A 14,571-nucleotide genomic window follows, 5' to 3' on the forward strand; every position below is an offset into this window, starting at 1 on the left:
TTCGACGGCGCGGATCAACCCGGTCTACTCACTTCGGGCACCGCGGCGGCGGCCGCCGCCGTGGCGAGACATTCGGGACACAGGCAGCGCCCGCGCGGATCCAGCTCGCTCGCAGGCAGCGCCGGAAGCATACGGCACCAGCAGTCGAACGGTTCGGTATGCCGGCCGCAATCGAACAGACGGCCGCAACGTGGACAGCGGACGTGTTTCACGTCTGCGGCAGGGGTGGCGGAAGCGGTCATGGCGGCGCGCTCCTCATGATGCCGGCCTTGGCGGTAAGGAAATAATGCCACAGCCCGCCCATGGGGTTCGGGCCACCGGTTGCCCCGCGGACCGGACAAAAAATCAGGCCGCGGATTCGCTCATGACAAGCGTATGACGCGGCCGCCGAACCCGCGTCCCGCCGTGTTGCGCGCTTGCCCGCAACCCCTGCCGAAATCCCTGTTGCGCCGCGCCAGTCCTGTACAATTCGGCCTGTTTCAACCGTTTTCGCCCCGACTCTTCGTCCATTCCCGCCGCCATGTCCGAGCCCATCGACCTCTCGCAGATCGCCCCCACCCTGAAAGCCGAAATTCTGGCTGAAGCGCTGCCCTATATCCGCCAGTATCACGGCAAGACCGTGGTCATCAAATACGGCGGCAATGCCATGACCGAGGAACGGCTCAAGCAGGGCTTCGCGCGCGACGTGATCCTGCTCAAGCTCGTGGGCATCAACCCGGTCATCGTGCACGGCGGCGGCCCGCAGATCGACACGGCGCTCAAGAAGATCGGCAAGCAGGGCACCTTCATCCAGGGCATGCGCGTGACCGACGAGGAAACGATGGAAGTCGTCGAGTGGGTGCTCGGCGGCGAGGTGCAGCAGGACATCGTCACGCTCATCAACCACTTCGGCGGGCATGCCGTGGGCCTCACGGGCAAGGACGGCGGCCTCATCCACGCGCGCAAGCTGATGATGCCGGACCGCGACAACCCGGGCCAGTACGTCGACATCGGCCAGGTGGGCGAAGTCGAGGCGATCAACCCGGCCGTGGTGAAGGCGCTCCAGGACGACGCGTTCATTCCGGTGATCTCGCCGATCGGCTTCGGCGAAGACGGTCTCTCGTACAACATCAACGCCGACCTCGTGGCGGGCAAGCTCGCGGTGGTGCTCAACGCCGAGAAGCTCGTGATGATGACCAATATCCCGGGCGTGATGGACAAGGAAGGCAATCTGCTCACGGACCTTTCGGCCCGCGAGATCGACGCGCTCTTCGAAGACGGCACGATCTCGGGCGGCATGCTGCCGAAGATCTCGTCGGCGCTCGACGCCGCCAAGAGCGGCGTGCGCTCGGTGCACATCATCGACGGCCGCATCGAGCATTCGGTGCTGCTCGAAATCCTGACCGAGCAGCCGTTCGGCACGATGATCCGCTCGCACTGAGCGGACGTCATACACGGCGGCCGGTACGCCCGGCCGCCGCGCTCCCCTCCAGCCATGACCGTCTCCCGCCCGCGCCCACGCCGGCCGCAGCGCGCCAAACGCGGCGCCCCCGTCTGGCTCTTCGACCTCGACAACACGCTGCACGGCGCCTCGCGCGCGATCTTCCCGGCTATCAACGCGGCGATGACGCAGTACATCATCGACACGCTCGGCGTGAGCCGCGACGCCGCGAACCACCTGCGCACGAGCTACACGCAGCGCTACGGCGCCGCGCTCCTCGGCCTCACGCGTCATCATCCGGTCGATCCGCACGACTTCCTGAAGGTCGTCCACACGTTCGACGACCTGCGCTCGATGGTCTACGCCGAGCGCGGCCTCGCGCGCACGCTGCGCGCGCTGCCGGGCCGCAAGTTCGTGCTGACCAACGCCCCCGAGGCCTACGCGCGCGCGGTGCTCGCGGAACTGGGCATCGAGCGCCTGTTCGAACGCGTGATCGCCATCGAGCACATGCGCACGCGCCACCGCTGGCGCGCCAAGCCCGACCGCGCCATGCTGCGCGAGACGCTGCGCCGCGCGGGCGCGACGCTGGCCGACGCCATCCTGATCGAAGATACGCACGGCCATCTGAAGCGCTACCGGGCGCTCGGCATCCGGACGGTGTGGATCACCGGCCATCTGCCCACGCGTGCGCCGGCGCTGCGCGTGTCGGGCCGCGGCCGACCCCACTATGTCGATCACCGCATTCGTTCGTTAAAATCGCTGCAAACGGGCCTGCAGTCAGGAAGACTGCGGCAGACGGGGTGACGACGCAAGCGCCGGAACGCAGCACGTCCGGGGCGAAAGACGAGGGCGACATTCATGCAGCCAACCGAAACGCGTGACGCAGTCGTAACAACCGACCCACCCGGCGTGGTTCGCCGCGCCGCCCGCCCGAAACCGGGCGAACGCCGCGTCCACATTCTCCAGACGCTCGCCTCGATGCTCGAGACGCCGCGCGGCGAAAAGATCACCACGGCTTCGCTGGCCGCGCGAATCGGCGTTTCGGAGGCCGCGCTCTATCGCCACTTCGCGAGCAAGGCCCAGATGTACGAAGGTCTGATCGATTTCATCGAGCAGACGCTCTTCGCGCTCATCAACCAGATCGTCGCGAAGGAGCCGAGCGGCGTGCTCCAGGCTCGCGCCATTGCGCTCATGCTCATCAACTTCTCCACCAAGAACGCCGGCATGACGCGCGTGCTGACCTGCGAGGCCCTCGTGGGCGAGCACGAACGGCTCGCCGAGCGCGTGAACCAGATGCTCGACCGCATCGAGGCGTCGCTGCGCCAGTGCCTGCGCGTGAGCGTCGCCGAGGCCGAGCAGGGTGAAAGCACCGCCGGCGCAGCGGCCCTGCCGAAAGGGTACGATCCGGCTGTACGCGCGAATCTGGTCGTCCGCTATGTGATCGGCTGCTGGCACCGCTACGCGCAGAGCGGCTTCACGCGCTCTCCGAGCGAGCACGCCGACGAACAGATTCGCGTCATTCTTCAGTAACACGCGCCAGGCACAGCCCGGGCCGCCGCTGTTTCGCGGGCCGCGGCCCGGGCCGGTCCCGCGCTTCGTCACCAGGAGAAGAACCGCATGAACCGTCCGCTGCCCACCGCTCCCCTGCCGCGTCTCTCCGGCCTCTCCGCCATTTGGGCTGGCTCATCGCGCGCGGCCGCGCGCCAAGGCGTCGGCCAGCCCCTCGCCGGGCGCGTTTTCCGCTATACTTTGCGTTCGTTTTGAAACACCGTCGCGCCGATTTGCTGACTCGATTGCGGGCGCGCGAACCTCTGAGCCAACGCTCGCGGGTTCATTACAAATGCGGCTAAAGAGGTCGTCAGCCGCGCCAATCCTTCGCACTCCGCGCCCCGCCGACACCGTTTAGCCGCCCGAAGACAAGGCGGAACGAATGGAATCGATCGGCGTCGTCGCTCCACAAACACTGCATTTCGACGAGCCCCTGCAACTGCAGAACGGCATGGCCTTGGCCGGTTACGACCTCGTGGTCGAAACCTACGGCACGCTCAATGCCGCGCGCAGCAACGCGGTGCTCGTCTGTCACGCGCTCAACGCGTCGCATCACGTCGCGGGCGTCCATGCGGACGACCCCAAAAACGTGGGCTGGTGGGACAACATGGTCGGGCCGGGCAAGCCGCTCGACACCAACCGCTTCTTCGTGATCGGCGTGAACAACCTGGGCTCGTGCTTCGGCTCGACCGGCCCGATGAGCGTCGACCCGGCCACCGGCCAGCCGTACGGCGCGAAGTTTCCGGTCGTCACCGTCGAAGACTGGGTGGACGCCCAGGCGCGGGTGGCCGACCGCTTCGGCATCGAGAAGTTCGCCGCCGTGATGGGCGGCAGCCTCGGCGGCATGCAGGCGCTCGCGTGGAGTCTGCGCTATCCGGACCGGCTTGGCCACTGCATCGTGATCGCCTCCACGCCCAAGCTCTCGGCGCAGAACATCGCGTTCAACGAGGTCGCGCGCTCGGCGATTCTTTCGGACCCCGACTTTCATGGCGGCGACTACTACGCGCACGGCGTGAAGCCGAAGCGCGGCCTGCGCGTGGCGCGCATGATCGGCCACATCACCTATCTCTCCGACGACGACATGGCGGAGAAATTCGGCCGCGCGCTGCGCCGCGCAGAGGGCGCCGTAGACGCCTACAACTTCAACTTCGACGTGGAGTTCGAGGTGGAGTCCTACCTGCGCTACCAGGGCGACAAGTTCGCCGACTACTTCGACGCGAACACGTATCTGCTGATCACACGCGCGCTCGACTATTTCGATCCGGCCAAGTCCTACGACGGCGACCTCACCAGGGCGCTCGCGCACACGAAGGCGAAGTACCTGGTGGCGAGTTTCTCGACCGACTGGCGCTTCGCACCCGCGCGCTCGCGCGAACTCGTGAAGGCGCTGCTCGACCACAAGCGCCAGGTGACCTACGCGGAGATCGACGCGCCGCACGGCCACGACGCATTCCTGCTCGACGACGCGCGCTATCACGGTGTCATGCGCGCTTACTACGAACGCATTGCCAGCGAGGTGGGCGCATGAACCCGAGCGCTTTCGACAGTCTTTCCGCCCGTCCCGACTTCCGCACCATCGCGCGCTGGATCGAACCGCGCTCGAAGGTGCTCGACCTGGGTTGCGGCGACGGCGCGCTGCTCTCGCTGCTCGGCGAGGAGCTCGAATGCACGGGCTACGGCATCGAGCTCAACGACGCGGGCGTGCTCGCCTCGGTGGCGAACGGCATCAACGTGATCCAGCAGAATCTGGAAGACGGCCTGCGCCTCTTCGAAGACGCGAGCTTCGATTTCGCGATCCTCTCGCAGACGCTGCAGACCATCCACCAGACCGCCGCGATCCTGCGCGAGACGGCTCGCGTGGGCAAGGAATGCATCGTGTCGTTCCCGAACTTCGGCTACTGGCCGCACCGGCTTTCGGTGCTGCGCGGGCGCATGCCGGTGTCGAAGTCGCTGCCTTACCAGTGGCACAACACGCCGAACGTGCGCGTGCTCACGGTGAAGGATTTCGAGGCGCTCGCGCCCGAAGTGGGCATCGAAATTCTCGACCGCGCAGTGCTGCATGGCGGTCAGACCGTTCGATGGGGTGTGAACTGGCGTGGTAGTCTTGCGGTCTATCGCGTGAAGAAAAAATGACGTCAGCCGGCTGAACCCAGGCAGCGGCGGCGCATTTTTAACCCGGACCCATAAAAACCGCCGCCGCCGCTGACGACGACATGCCGAATCCGCCCCACGAGGCCCCCTCCCGCATCGATCACATCGCCGCTCACGAAGACCATCCCGGCTGGCGCGCGTACCTGAACACGCACATGCTGATCTGCGTGTTCCTCGGCTTCACTTCGGGGCTGCCGCTCTTCACGCTCGTCTACCTCGTGCAGGCGTGGCTGCGCTCCGAAGGCGTGAATCTGAAAGAGATCGGCCTCTTCGCGCTGATCCAGTTCCCCTACACCTGGAAGTTCGTCTGGGCCCCGCTCATGGACCGCTACGTGCCGCGTCTGCCGGGCTGGCGTCCGGGGCGCCGGCGCGGCTGGATGCTGGTCACGCAGATTCTCGTGGCGGGCGCGATCGCGACGCTCGGCTTCGTTTCGCCGAAGGATTCGATCTGGACCGTGGCCGCGCTCACGGCGCTCGTCGCGTTCTTTGGCGCGAGCCAGGACATCGCCATCGACGCCTACCGGCGCGAGCTGCTCACGGATACCCAGCAGGGCCTCGGCAACGCCGTCCACGTGAACGCGTACAAGATCGCCGCGCTCGTGCCGGGCTCGCTTGCGCTGATCCTCTCCGACCATCTGCCGTGGAGCACGGTGTTCGCCGTCACGGCGGCGTTCATGATTCCGGGCATGATCATGTCGCTCGTGGTGAGCGAGCCCGAGGTGCACGGCGCGCCGCCGAAGAATCTGCGCGAGGCAATCGTCCAGCCGTTCGCCGAGTTCGTGCAGCGCGACGGCTGGACCGGCGCGCTCTTCGTGCTGGCGTTCATCTTTCTCTACAAGCTCGGCGATACGATGGCCACCACGCTCTCGACGTCGTTCTTCCTCGACATCGGCTACACGCGCACCGAGATCGGCGTGATCGCCAAGATGACGGCGTTCGGCGCGAGCCTCGCGGGCGGCATCATCGGCGGCGTGGCGCTCGTGAAGATCGGCATCGGGCGGGGACTGTGGATCTTCGGCCTCCTGCAGATCGTCTCGACGCTCGGCTTCGCGTGGCTCGCGCAGCTCGGGCCCGGTTCCGCGTCGCTCGCCACGATCTATGACGGCGTTCTCGCCGTGAGCCATGCCGTTGCGCAAGCGGCGTCCGCGCTCGGCATCGCGGCGCACGTCGCGCTCGACCCGCGCGCCGTGGCGCTCGCGCTCGTGTACGGCTTCGAGACTTTCGCGACGGGGCTCACGCTCGCCGCCTTCACCGCCTATATCGCCAGCACCACCGATCCGCGCTATACCGCCACGCAGTTCGCGCTCTTCACGAGCCTCGCCTCGGTGCCGCGCACGCTCGCCTCGGCGGCGAGCGGCTACGTGGTCGCGAAAATCGGCTGGTTTGATTACTTCGTCGTGTGCACGGCTTTGGCCGTACCGGGTATGCTCCTGCTCGTTCGTATCGCCCCGTGGAGAATCCGGACGTGATCCCGTCCCTGCCTGCCGTCCTCGACCGGTTCCGGACCCGACGCCGTGCGCGCCGGGGCGCGGTACGCGTGCGCGCGCTCGCAATGGCGCTTGCGGTGCTGGCGACCTGGCCCGCTCCGTGGGCGCTCGCCGAGAACGCCGCGCCCACGGTGCCGCCCGCCGCTCCGGCTACGCCTTCGGGGGCGGCCTCCGGGGCCGAGCCGTCTGTCCAGGCCCAGCCACAAGGCGGTGCGCAAGGCGCCCAGGCCGAAGGCAGCGCAAGCGCGGCGCAAGAGGCGTCGAGCGCCGCCGCGCAAAACGCGAGCCGCGAGGTTCGCCTTGGCCAGAGCGCCCTGTTTCGCAACCTGATTCCGTCGCCGGCGCTGGAGGCCCAGGCCGCCGCCGAGTACGCCGAGATCGTGCGCGGCGCCGCGCACTCGGACCGCCTCTACCCCGACACCGATCCGCGCGTGCAGCGCGTGCGCCAGTTCGTCGACCGTCTCGCACCCTATGCGCAGAAGTGGAGCGACCGGGTGAAGAACTGGAAATGGGAAGTGGCGGTGATCCGCTCGCCCGATATCCGCATGTACTGCCTGCCGGGCGGCAAGATCGTGGTGTACAGCGGCCTGCTCGACCGCGTGAAGCTCAACGACAACGAGTTTGGCATGCTGCTCGGCCACGAGATCGCGCACGCGGTGCGCGAGCATCTGCGCGAGCGCCTGGGCGAGCAGCAGTCGGCGCAGATCGAAGCCGGCACGGTGCCGCAGTTGTTCGGGCTTGCGGATCTGGGCGTATTTCCGCTCGGCATCGGCTCGCAGCTCTACGAGATGCACTACGGCAACGCCGACGAAACCGAAGCCGACGTGATCGGCAGCGACATCGCCTCCCGCGCGGGCTTCGACCCGCGCGCGGCCGTCACACTGTGGGACAAGCTGGCCCTCGCGACGAAAAGCGACCGCGACGATGGCTTCATCTACGTCCATCCGTACACGCCGGCGCGGCGCGCGGACATCATCAAGCGCCTGCCCGACATGCTGCCGCTCTACGCCAAGGCGATCGGCAAGCCGCTCGACGAACTGCCCGACTACGCGGGCATCGCCGTGCCGCAGCGGCGCAAGGTGGCGGCGCCCTGAAACGTAAGCGCCGCCTTTGCCCCGCGGTTTCCCGCGGGTCGGCGCTTACGACTTCGCCTTCCAGTCGTAGTCGATGGTGAGCGGCGCGTGGTCGCTGAACTTGATGTCCCTGAAGATCGACGTGCGCTTCGCGGTGGCCGCAATGCCGGGCGTGGCGATCTCGTAGTCGATACGCCACCCCACGTTCTTCGCGTAGGCCTGGCCGCGGTTGCTCCACCACGTGTACTGCTCGGCGCGCGAGTCGAGCGTGCGGAACACGTCCACGTAGCCCACTTCGTCGAACAGCTTCGTGAGCCATGCCCGCTCTTCGGGCAGGCAGCCGGAGTTCTTCTGGTTGCCCTTCCAGTTCTTGATGTCGATTTCCTTGTGGACGATGTTCACGTCGCCGCACACGACCACCTCGCGCCCGGCGCCTTTGAGCTCGGCCAGATGCGGCATGAACTCGTCCATGAAGCGGTATTTCGCCTCCTGGCGCTCCTCGCCGCTCGACCCCGACGGCACGTACACCGAAACGATCGAGAGCTTGCCGAAGCGCGCCTCGACATAGCGCCCTTCGGGATCGAACTCCTCGCTGCCGAAGCCGATGATCACGTCGTCGGGTTCGTGGCGCGTATAGAGGCCCGCGCCGCTGTAGCCCTTCTTCACGGCGTGCTGGAAATAGCCCTTGAAATCGTGCGGCGCGAGGAACTCGGGCGTCATGTCGTCCTGCGAGCACTTGATTTCCTGCACACACAGCACGTCGGCCTTCTGCTCTCCGAACCATTCGAAGAAGCCTTTCTTCGCCGCCGAACGGATGCCGTTGAGGTTGGCGGTAATCACACGCAGCATGTTCCGTTTCCTTATGGTTTCGGCCTGATATCGGCCAGGTCCAGGCCAGGTGTTGACCTATTCGATCGTGAGGCCCTTCAGTTCCGGCTTCGCGGGCGGATAGTCGAGCTTGAGGCTTTCCATGAGACGCAGCAGCAGTTCGGCCACCATCAGGTTGCGATGCGACTTCGAATCCGCCGGAACCACGTACCACGGCGCGTATTCAGTTGAGGTAGCCGCGAGCGCGTCGCGGTAGGCCGCCCCATACGCGTCCCAGTGCTTGCGCGCCTCGAGGTCGGAGACGTCGAACTTCCAGTGTTTGGTCGGATCGTCGATGCGCGCCTGGATACGGCTCTTCTGCTCGTCCTTCGAGATGTGCAGCAGGCACTTGATGATGGTCGTGCCCGTTTCCGCGAGCATGGCCTCGAAATCGCGAATCTGGCGAAAGCGCCGCTCGCATTCGGCTTCATCGATCTGGCCCATCACGCGCGGCACCAGCACGTCTTCGTAGTGGCTGCGGTTGAAGATGGCGAGCTCGCCCGCGGCGGGCACCTGCAGATGCACGCGCCACAGAAAGTCGCGAGAGAGCTCGATGGGCGTGGGCGCGCGAAACGCCACGATGCGCAGGCCGAGCGGATCGACCTCGTGGAACACGCCGCGTATCGTGCCGTCCTTGCCGCTCGTGTCCATGCCCTGCAGCACGAGCAGCACGCGCTGGTGACGCTGTGCGTGCAGGCGCTCCTGCTGCACGTCGATCTTCGCGCCGATCTCGGCCAGCCGGTCGCGGTCGCCTTCCTTGCTGCCCCTGGAGAACGGCTTGGCCGCCGGATCGATCGCGTCGAGCGAAAACGTCTCCGCCTTGTCGCCGAAATACGGCACGCGGTAATCGTCGAGACTCGGGGACTTCGCCATGCATGGTTCTCCTGTTCTTCTGCCGGACGTCTTATGCCAGACGCCTTGCGCGGGCGACGCCTCAAACGGCAGGGCGGCGCTGCGCGGTCCGTCGACCCGCAGCACCGCCCTGTCGAAGCCTGCCATGGATGAGCAAACGAACGCTCAGGATAGCTTTTTCTTCAGCAGCTCGTTCACCTGCTGCGGATTGGCCTTGCCCTTCGTGGCCTTCATCGCCTGGCCGATCAGCGCGTTGAACGCCTTTTCCTTGCCCGCGCGGTACTCCTCCACCGACTTCGCGTTCGCGGCCAGCACCTCGTCGATGATCGCTTCGAGCGCGCCCGTGTCCGAGATCTGCTTGAGCCCCTTCGCTTCGATGATGCGGTCGGCGGCGTCCGCGCCCTCGGCCTTCTCTTCCCACATCGCGAGGAACACTTCCTTCGCGATCTTGTTCGAGATCGTGCCGTCGGCGATGCGCTGCAGCAAGAGCGCGAACTGCTCCGCCGTGACCGGCGAGGCGTCGATCTCGAGGCCTTCGCGGTTCAGTTGCGACGAGACTTCGCCCATCAGCCAGTTCGCGGCCGACTTCGCCTGCGTTTTGTCCGGGTTGGCCCCCGTCTTCGCGACGACGGCCTCGAAATACGCCGCCATCGCCTTGCTCGACGTGAGCACGCCCGCATCGTACGGCGTCACGCCGTACTGCTCCACGAAGCGCGTCTGCATCGTCGCGGGCAGTTCGGGCATCTCGCCCTTCACGCGCTCGGCCCATGCGGCATCGATCACGAGCGGCATGAGGTCGGGGTCGGGGAAGTAGCGGTAGTCGTGCGCGTCTTCCTTGCTGCGCATCGAGCGCGTCTCGCGCTTGTCCGGATCGTAGAGACGCGTTTCCTGCACGACGGTGCCGCCGTCCTCGATCAGTTCGATCTGGCGGCGCACTTCGTACTGGATCGCCTCTTCGAGGAAACGGAACGAGTTCAGGTTCTTGATCTCGGCGCGCGTGCCGAATTCCTTCTGGCCGACCGGGCGCACGGAGACGTTCGCGTCGCAGCGGAACGAGCCTTCCTGCATGTTGCCGTCGCAGATGCCGAGCCAGACCACGAGCGTGTGCAGCGACTTCGCGTAAGCAACCGCCTCCGCCGCGCTGCGCATTTCAGGTTCTGTAACAATTTCGAGCAGCGGCGTGCCCGCGCGGTTCAGGTCGATGCCCGTCATGCCCGCGAAGTCTTCGTGCAGCGACTTGCCGGCGTCTTCTTCCAGGTGGGCGCGCGTGAGATTGATGGTCTTCTCGTACGCTTCCTTGCCCGCCTTCTCGTTGGCCGGCACCTGAATCGTGATCTGACCGCCCTGCACGACCGGAATCTCGTACTGGCTGATCTGGTAGCCCTTCGGCAAATCCGGGTAGAAGTAATTCTTGCGCGCGAAAATGCTGCGCGGCGCCACCGTCGCGCCGATCGCGAGGCCGAAGCGGATCGCGCGCTCCACGGCGCCGCGGTTCATCACCGGCAGCACGCCCGGCAGCGCGAGATCGACGGGGCAGGCCTGCGTATTAGGGGCCGCGCCGAACTGCGTCGATGCGCCCGAAAAGATTTTCGACGCGGTTGAAAGCTGCGTGTGCGTCTCCAGACCGATGACGACTTCCCATTGCGTTGTTGCCATGTTCACACCTCTGCCGGCGCCTTGCGATGCCAGTCGGTCGCGCGCTGGAAGGCGTCGGCGACCTGCAGCATGCGGGCCTCGTTGAAATAGTTGCCGACGATCTGCAGACCGACCGGCCGTTGCGCGTTCGCGCCCGCGCCGAAGCCGCACGGCACGCTCATGCCGGGCAGGCCCGCGAGGCTCGTCGAGAGGGTGTAGATGTCCGCGAGATACATCTGCAGCGGATCGTCGCCCTTCGCGCCGATGTCCCAGGCCACGCTCGGCGCGACCGGCCCCATGATGACGTCGCACTGCTTGAACGCCTCCTGGAAGTCCTGCGCGATGATGCGGCGGATCTTCTGCGCCTGCAGGTAATAGGCGTCGTAGTAGCCGTGCGAAAGCACGTACGTGCCCACCAGAATGCGGCGCTTCACCTCGGGGCCGAAGCCCTCGGCGCGCGACTTCTTGTACATGTCGAGCAGGTCGCGGTACTCGGCCGCGCGGTGGCCGTAGCGCACGCCGTCGAAGCGCGAGAGGTTCGACGAGGCTTCCGCCGGGGCGATCACGTAGTACACGGGGATCGACAACTCGGTCTTCGGCAGCGTCACCTCCACGAGCGTCGCGCCGAGCGACTCGTAGACCTTCAGCGCCGCGTCGATGGCCGCGCGCACGTCGTCGGCGAGGCCCACGCCGAAGTACTCCTTCGGCAGGCCGATGCGCAGGCCGGCGAGCGGCTTGCCGGCCGGGGCGCCGGCGCTCCACGCCTCGCCCAGATGGCGCGCGTAGTCCTCGTGATCGTGGGTGAGGCTCGTCGAGTCGCGCTCGTCGAAGCCCGCCATCGCGTTGAGCAGCAGGCCGCAGTCGGCGGCGCTCTGTGCGAACGGGCCGCCCTGGTCGAGCGACGAGGCGAACGCGATCATGCCGTAGCGCGACACGCGGCCATAGGTCGGCTTGATGCCGGTGACGCCCGAGAACGACGCGGGCTGACGGATCGAGCCGCCCGTGTCCGTGCCGGTCGCGGCGGCCGCGAGGCGCGCCGCCACGGCCGCGGCCGAGCCGCCCGACGAACCGCCCGGCACCGCCTTGCGGTCCCACGGGTTCTGCACGGCGCCGAAATGCGAGTTCTCGTTGGACGAGCCCATCGCGAATTCGTCCATGTTGGTCTTGCCGACGCACACCATGCCCGCGCGCTCAAGGCGCTCGACGACGGTCGCGTCGAACGGGCTCACGTAGTTCTCGAGCATCTTCGAGCCGGCCGTCGAACGCCAGCCGCGCGTGACGAACACGTCCTTGTGCGCGATCGGCAGGCCGAGCAGCGGGCCGTTTTCGCCGGCCGCAAGGCGCGCATCGGCGGCCTTTGCCTGCGCAAGCGTCAATTCCGGGTTGACGTCGACGAAAGCGTTCAACTCTTGATGTGCGTCAATCCGACCGAGATAGAGCTGCGCCAGCTCGACGGCGGAGCACTCCTTGGCAGCCAGCGCGGCGCGCAGTTCGGTCAAGCTTTTTTCATGCATTGCGTGGTTCCTGGAAGAACGAAGGCGGCGAATTCGGGCTTGCCGGACCGCCGTCCGGGGCGCCGGATCAGGCCGCGCCCCGCGGGAAACGGGAGCCGCCGCAGCGCCTTGTCCGGCAGGCGACAGACGGCCGGATAAGGCGGCGACAGCAATAAAACGAACGCTTACTCGATCACGCGCGGCACGAGGTACAGGCCGTCCTGCACCGCCGGCGCCGGGCGCTGGAAGGCTTCGCGGTCGACCGTCTCGGTCACGGCGTCCGCGCGCAGGCGCAGCGCCACGTCCTCGATCTGCTCGATCGGGTGCGCGAGCGGAGCGATGCCGGCCGTGTCCACGGCCTGCATCTGCTCGACGAGACCGAAAAAATCGTTCAGGCGTGCGAGCGTATTGCCGGCTTCGGCGTCGGCCAGTTCGAGGCGCGCGAGGTGCGCGATGCGCTTCACATCGTTCAGGGTCAGGGCCATGCGGTCACCGGGAAAAATGGCGGTTGCTCTGGCCGTTGCGGCAGTGCGGAAAAAACGGTGCTGCAACAGCGGTTTATCGCGACGGATCCGGCTTTCGAGGAAAGCTTCGGCCGTGTCAAAAAGTGGCTTTCGGATCGTGCAAAACAGGCAAAATTATAAGGTATCATTACGCGTTCGACCCAAACCCGGACCGCCTTGCGCCTGCCTTTCGTCACCGATCAAGGCACTTTGCGGCCTGAAGTCACACTAAGGGGCACATAAAGGCACGAGCGGAGCGCAAGCGGCGCACCCTCAGCCAGGCTGCCTCCGGTAACCATTCCCGCAGTGTCAGGTTTCCAGAAGGTTCCAAGCGGCGCGCTTCGCGCCGGCCTCACGCTGTTATTTTTTCCGCTGCCGCCCTCGCCCATTGTCGCGAAGGTCGGCCACAAGCGAGACAGGATTTTTGAATGTTCGGTTTTCTGCGTAGCTACTTCTCCAACGACCTGGCGATCGACCTCGGCACGGCCAACACGCTGATCTACATGCGCGGCAAGGGTATCGTGCTCGACGAGCCGTCGGTCGTCTCGATCCGCCAGGAAGGCGGCCCGAACGGCAAGAAGACGATTCAGGCGGTCGGCAAGGAAGCCAAGCAGATGCTCGGCAAGGTGCCGGGCAACATCGAAGCGATCCGCCCGATGAAGGACGGCGTGATCGCCGACTTCACGGTGACCGAGCAGATGATCAAGCAGTTCATCAAGACCGCTCACGAGTCGCGCATGTTCTCGCCGTCGCCGCGCATCATCATCTGCGTGCCGTGCGGCTCCACCCAGGTCGAGCGCCGCGCGATCAAGGAAGCCGCGCACGGCGCCGGCGCCTCGCAGGTCTACCTGATCGAAGAACCGATGGCCGCCGCGATCGGCGCGGGCCTGCCGGTGTCGGAAGCCACGGGCTCGATGGTCGTCGACATCGGCGGCGGCACGACGGAAGTGGGCGTGATCTCGCTCGGCGGCATCGTCTACAAGGGCTCGGTGCGCGTAGGCGGCGACAAGTTCGACGAAGCCATCGTCAACTACATCCGCCGCAACTACGGCATGCTGATCGGCGAACAGACCGCCGAAGCCATCAAGAAGGAAATCGGCTCGGCGTTCCCGGGCTCCGAAGTCAAGGAAATGGAAGTGAAGGGCCGCAACCTCTCGGAGGGCATTCCGCGCAGCTTCACGATCTCCAGCAACGAAATCCTCGAAGCACTCACCGACCCGCTGAACCAGATCGTCTCGTCGGTGAAGATCGCGCTGGAGCAAACGCCGCCGGAACTCGGCGCCGACATCGCCGAACGCGGCATGATGCTCACGGGCGGCGGCGCGCTGCTGCGCGACCTCGACCGTCTGCTCGCGGAGGAAACCGGCCTGCCGGTGCTCGTCGCCGAAGACCCGCTTACCTGCGTGGTGCGCGGGTCGGGCATGGCGCTCGAGCGCATGGACAAGCTCGGCAGCATCTTCTCGTACGAGTAAGCGCCGCGCGTACCATGCAGTCGGCGCGGCGCACCCTGTCGAGGCGGCTGAAAGGCCGCCTTGCGCCCCG

At 66.4% G+C, this 14,571-nt stretch carries 14 protein-coding genes; 8 read left to right on the forward strand and 6 right to left on the reverse strand.

The window, feature by feature from the left end; all coding sequences use genetic code 11:
• Positions 1-14: 14 nt before the first annotated feature.
• A complete protein-coding gene (locus tag WJ542_RS02880; protein ID WP_411187680.1) occupies positions 15-242 on the reverse strand; it encodes a cysteine-rich CWC family protein in 228 nt (75 codons plus the stop codon).
• 278 nt (positions 243-520) lie between these two features.
• Between WJ542_RS02880 and argB the strand changes: the two genes are divergently transcribed.
• The 7 genes from argB to WJ542_RS02915 all read left to right on the forward strand — a co-directional run bounded on the left by argB (position 521) and on the right by WJ542_RS02915 (position 7,700).
• Entirely contained in the window at positions 521-1,420 is a 900-nt protein-coding gene (argB, locus tag WJ542_RS02885; protein ID WP_091993999.1) for an acetylglutamate kinase, read from the forward strand.
• Between the two features lie 54 nt (positions 1,421-1,474).
• Positions 1,475-2,224, forward strand: coding sequence for a pyrimidine 5'-nucleotidase (locus WJ542_RS02890; protein WP_411187682.1), 750 nt, complete (start codon positions 1,475-1,477; stop codon positions 2,222-2,224).
• A 54-nt stretch (positions 2,225-2,278) separates the two neighbouring features.
• Positions 2,279-2,950, forward strand: a complete 672-nt coding sequence (slmA, locus tag WJ542_RS02895; RefSeq protein WP_411187684.1) for a nucleoid occlusion factor SlmA — start codon at positions 2,279-2,281, stop codon at positions 2,948-2,950.
• A 400-nt stretch (positions 2,951-3,350) separates the two neighbouring features.
• Positions 3,351-4,496, forward strand: coding sequence for a homoserine O-succinyltransferase MetX (metX, locus tag WJ542_RS02900; protein WP_411187686.1), 1,146 nt, complete (start codon positions 3,351-3,353; stop codon positions 4,494-4,496).
• Positions 4,493-5,101 carry a methionine biosynthesis protein MetW gene (gene metW, locus WJ542_RS02905; protein ID WP_411187688.1) on the forward strand — a complete coding sequence of 203 codons (609 nt, stop codon included), beginning with the start codon at positions 4,493-4,495 and terminating at the stop codon, positions 5,099-5,101. Before metX ends, metW begins: the two co-directional genes overlap by 4 nt.
• An 80-nt stretch (positions 5,102-5,181) precedes the next feature.
• The gene (locus WJ542_RS02910; protein ID WP_411187690.1) at positions 5,182-6,588 is read left to right on the forward strand and encodes an AmpG family muropeptide MFS transporter; all 1,407 of its coding nucleotides are present in this window, start codon (positions 5,182-5,184) and stop codon (positions 6,586-6,588) included.
• Positions 6,585-7,700 (forward strand): M48 family metallopeptidase, encoded by a 1,116-nt coding sequence (locus WJ542_RS02915; protein WP_411187692.1) that lies wholly within the window; start codon positions 6,585-6,587, stop codon positions 7,698-7,700. Before WJ542_RS02910 ends, WJ542_RS02915 begins: the two co-directional genes overlap by 4 nt.
• 45 nt (positions 7,701-7,745) lie before the next feature.
• On the opposite strand, the gene WJ542_RS02920 is transcribed toward WJ542_RS02915, so the two are convergent.
• The 5 genes from WJ542_RS02920 to gatC form a co-directional block, all read right to left on the reverse strand.
• Positions 7,746-8,528 carry an exodeoxyribonuclease III gene (locus tag WJ542_RS02920; RefSeq protein WP_411187694.1) on the reverse strand — a complete coding sequence of 261 codons (783 nt, stop codon included), beginning with the start codon at positions 8,526-8,528 and terminating at the stop codon, positions 7,746-7,748.
• 57 nt (positions 8,529-8,585) lie between these two features.
• On the reverse strand, positions 8,586-9,419 hold the full coding sequence (locus WJ542_RS02925) for a polyphosphate kinase 2 family protein (RefSeq protein WP_411187696.1): 834 nt from the start codon (positions 9,417-9,419) through the stop codon (positions 8,586-8,588).
• A 144-nt stretch (positions 9,420-9,563) separates the two neighbouring features.
• Positions 9,564-11,054 carry an Asp-tRNA(Asn)/Glu-tRNA(Gln) amidotransferase subunit GatB gene (gene gatB, locus WJ542_RS02930; protein ID WP_411187698.1) on the reverse strand — a complete coding sequence of 497 codons (1,491 nt, stop codon included), beginning with the start codon at positions 11,052-11,054 and terminating at the stop codon, positions 9,564-9,566.
• Positions 11,055-11,056: 2 nt separating this feature from the next.
• The gene (gene gatA / locus WJ542_RS02935; RefSeq protein WP_411187700.1) at positions 11,057-12,547 is read right to left on the reverse strand and encodes an Asp-tRNA(Asn)/Glu-tRNA(Gln) amidotransferase subunit GatA; all 1,491 of its coding nucleotides are present in this window, start codon (positions 12,545-12,547) and stop codon (positions 11,057-11,059) included.
• A gap of 164 nt (positions 12,548-12,711) precedes the next feature.
• Positions 12,712-13,011: an Asp-tRNA(Asn)/Glu-tRNA(Gln) amidotransferase subunit GatC gene (gatC, locus tag WJ542_RS02940; protein ID WP_027793224.1), complete on the reverse strand. Its 300-nt coding sequence runs from the start codon at positions 13,009-13,011 to the stop codon at positions 12,712-12,714.
• 446 nt (positions 13,012-13,457) lie between these two features.
• Here gatC and WJ542_RS02945 point away from each other — a divergent pair, with 446 nt between their 5' ends.
• Positions 13,458-14,501 (forward strand): rod shape-determining protein, encoded by a 1,044-nt coding sequence (locus WJ542_RS02945; protein ID WP_004189550.1) that lies wholly within the window; start codon positions 13,458-13,460, stop codon positions 14,499-14,501.
• The last annotated feature ends 70 nt before the right edge of the window (positions 14,502-14,571 follow it).

The organism is Paraburkholderia yinzeri, from assembly GCF_046581065.1.
In the GTDB taxonomy this organism is placed as follows: domain Bacteria; phylum Pseudomonadota; class Gammaproteobacteria; order Burkholderiales; family Burkholderiaceae; genus Paraburkholderia.

Bases quoted from the DNA above. Each gene is read 5' to 3' on its own strand.
- gatC (WP_027793224.1), bottom strand. From the start codon at position 13,011: ATGGCCCTGACCCTGAACGATGTGAAGCGCATCGCGCACCTCGCGCGC.
- WJ542_RS02925 (WP_411187696.1), bottom strand. From the start codon at position 9,419: ATGGCGAAGTCCCCGAGTCTCGACGATTACCGCGTGCCGTATTTCGGC.
- argB (WP_091993999.1), top strand. From the start codon at position 521: ATGTCCGAGCCCATCGACCTCTCGCAGATCGCCCCCACCCTGAAAGCC.
- WJ542_RS02880 (WP_411187680.1), bottom strand. From the start codon at position 242: ATGACCGCTTCCGCCACCCCTGCCGCAGACGTGAAACACGTCCGCTGT.
- gatA (WP_411187700.1), bottom strand. From the start codon at position 12,547: ATGCATGAAAAAAGCTTGACCGAACTGCGCGCCGCGCTGGCTGCCAAG.
- gatB (WP_411187698.1), bottom strand. From the start codon at position 11,054: ATGGCAACAACGCAATGGGAAGTCGTCATCGGTCTGGAGACGCACACG.
- metX (WP_411187686.1), top strand. From the start codon at position 3,351: ATGGAATCGATCGGCGTCGTCGCTCCACAAACACTGCATTTCGACGAG.
- metW (WP_411187688.1), top strand. From the start codon at position 4,493: ATGAACCCGAGCGCTTTCGACAGTCTTTCCGCCCGTCCCGACTTCCGC.
- WJ542_RS02910 (WP_411187690.1), top strand. From the start codon at position 5,182: ATGCCGAATCCGCCCCACGAGGCCCCCTCCCGCATCGATCACATCGCC.
- WJ542_RS02920 (WP_411187694.1), bottom strand. From the start codon at position 8,528: ATGCTGCGTGTGATTACCGCCAACCTCAACGGCATCCGTTCGGCGGCG.
- slmA (WP_411187684.1), top strand. From the start codon at position 2,279: ATGCAGCCAACCGAAACGCGTGACGCAGTCGTAACAACCGACCCACCC.
- WJ542_RS02890 (WP_411187682.1), top strand. From the start codon at position 1,475: ATGACCGTCTCCCGCCCGCGCCCACGCCGGCCGCAGCGCGCCAAACGC.
- WJ542_RS02945 (WP_004189550.1), top strand. From the start codon at position 13,458: ATGTTCGGTTTTCTGCGTAGCTACTTCTCCAACGACCTGGCGATCGAC.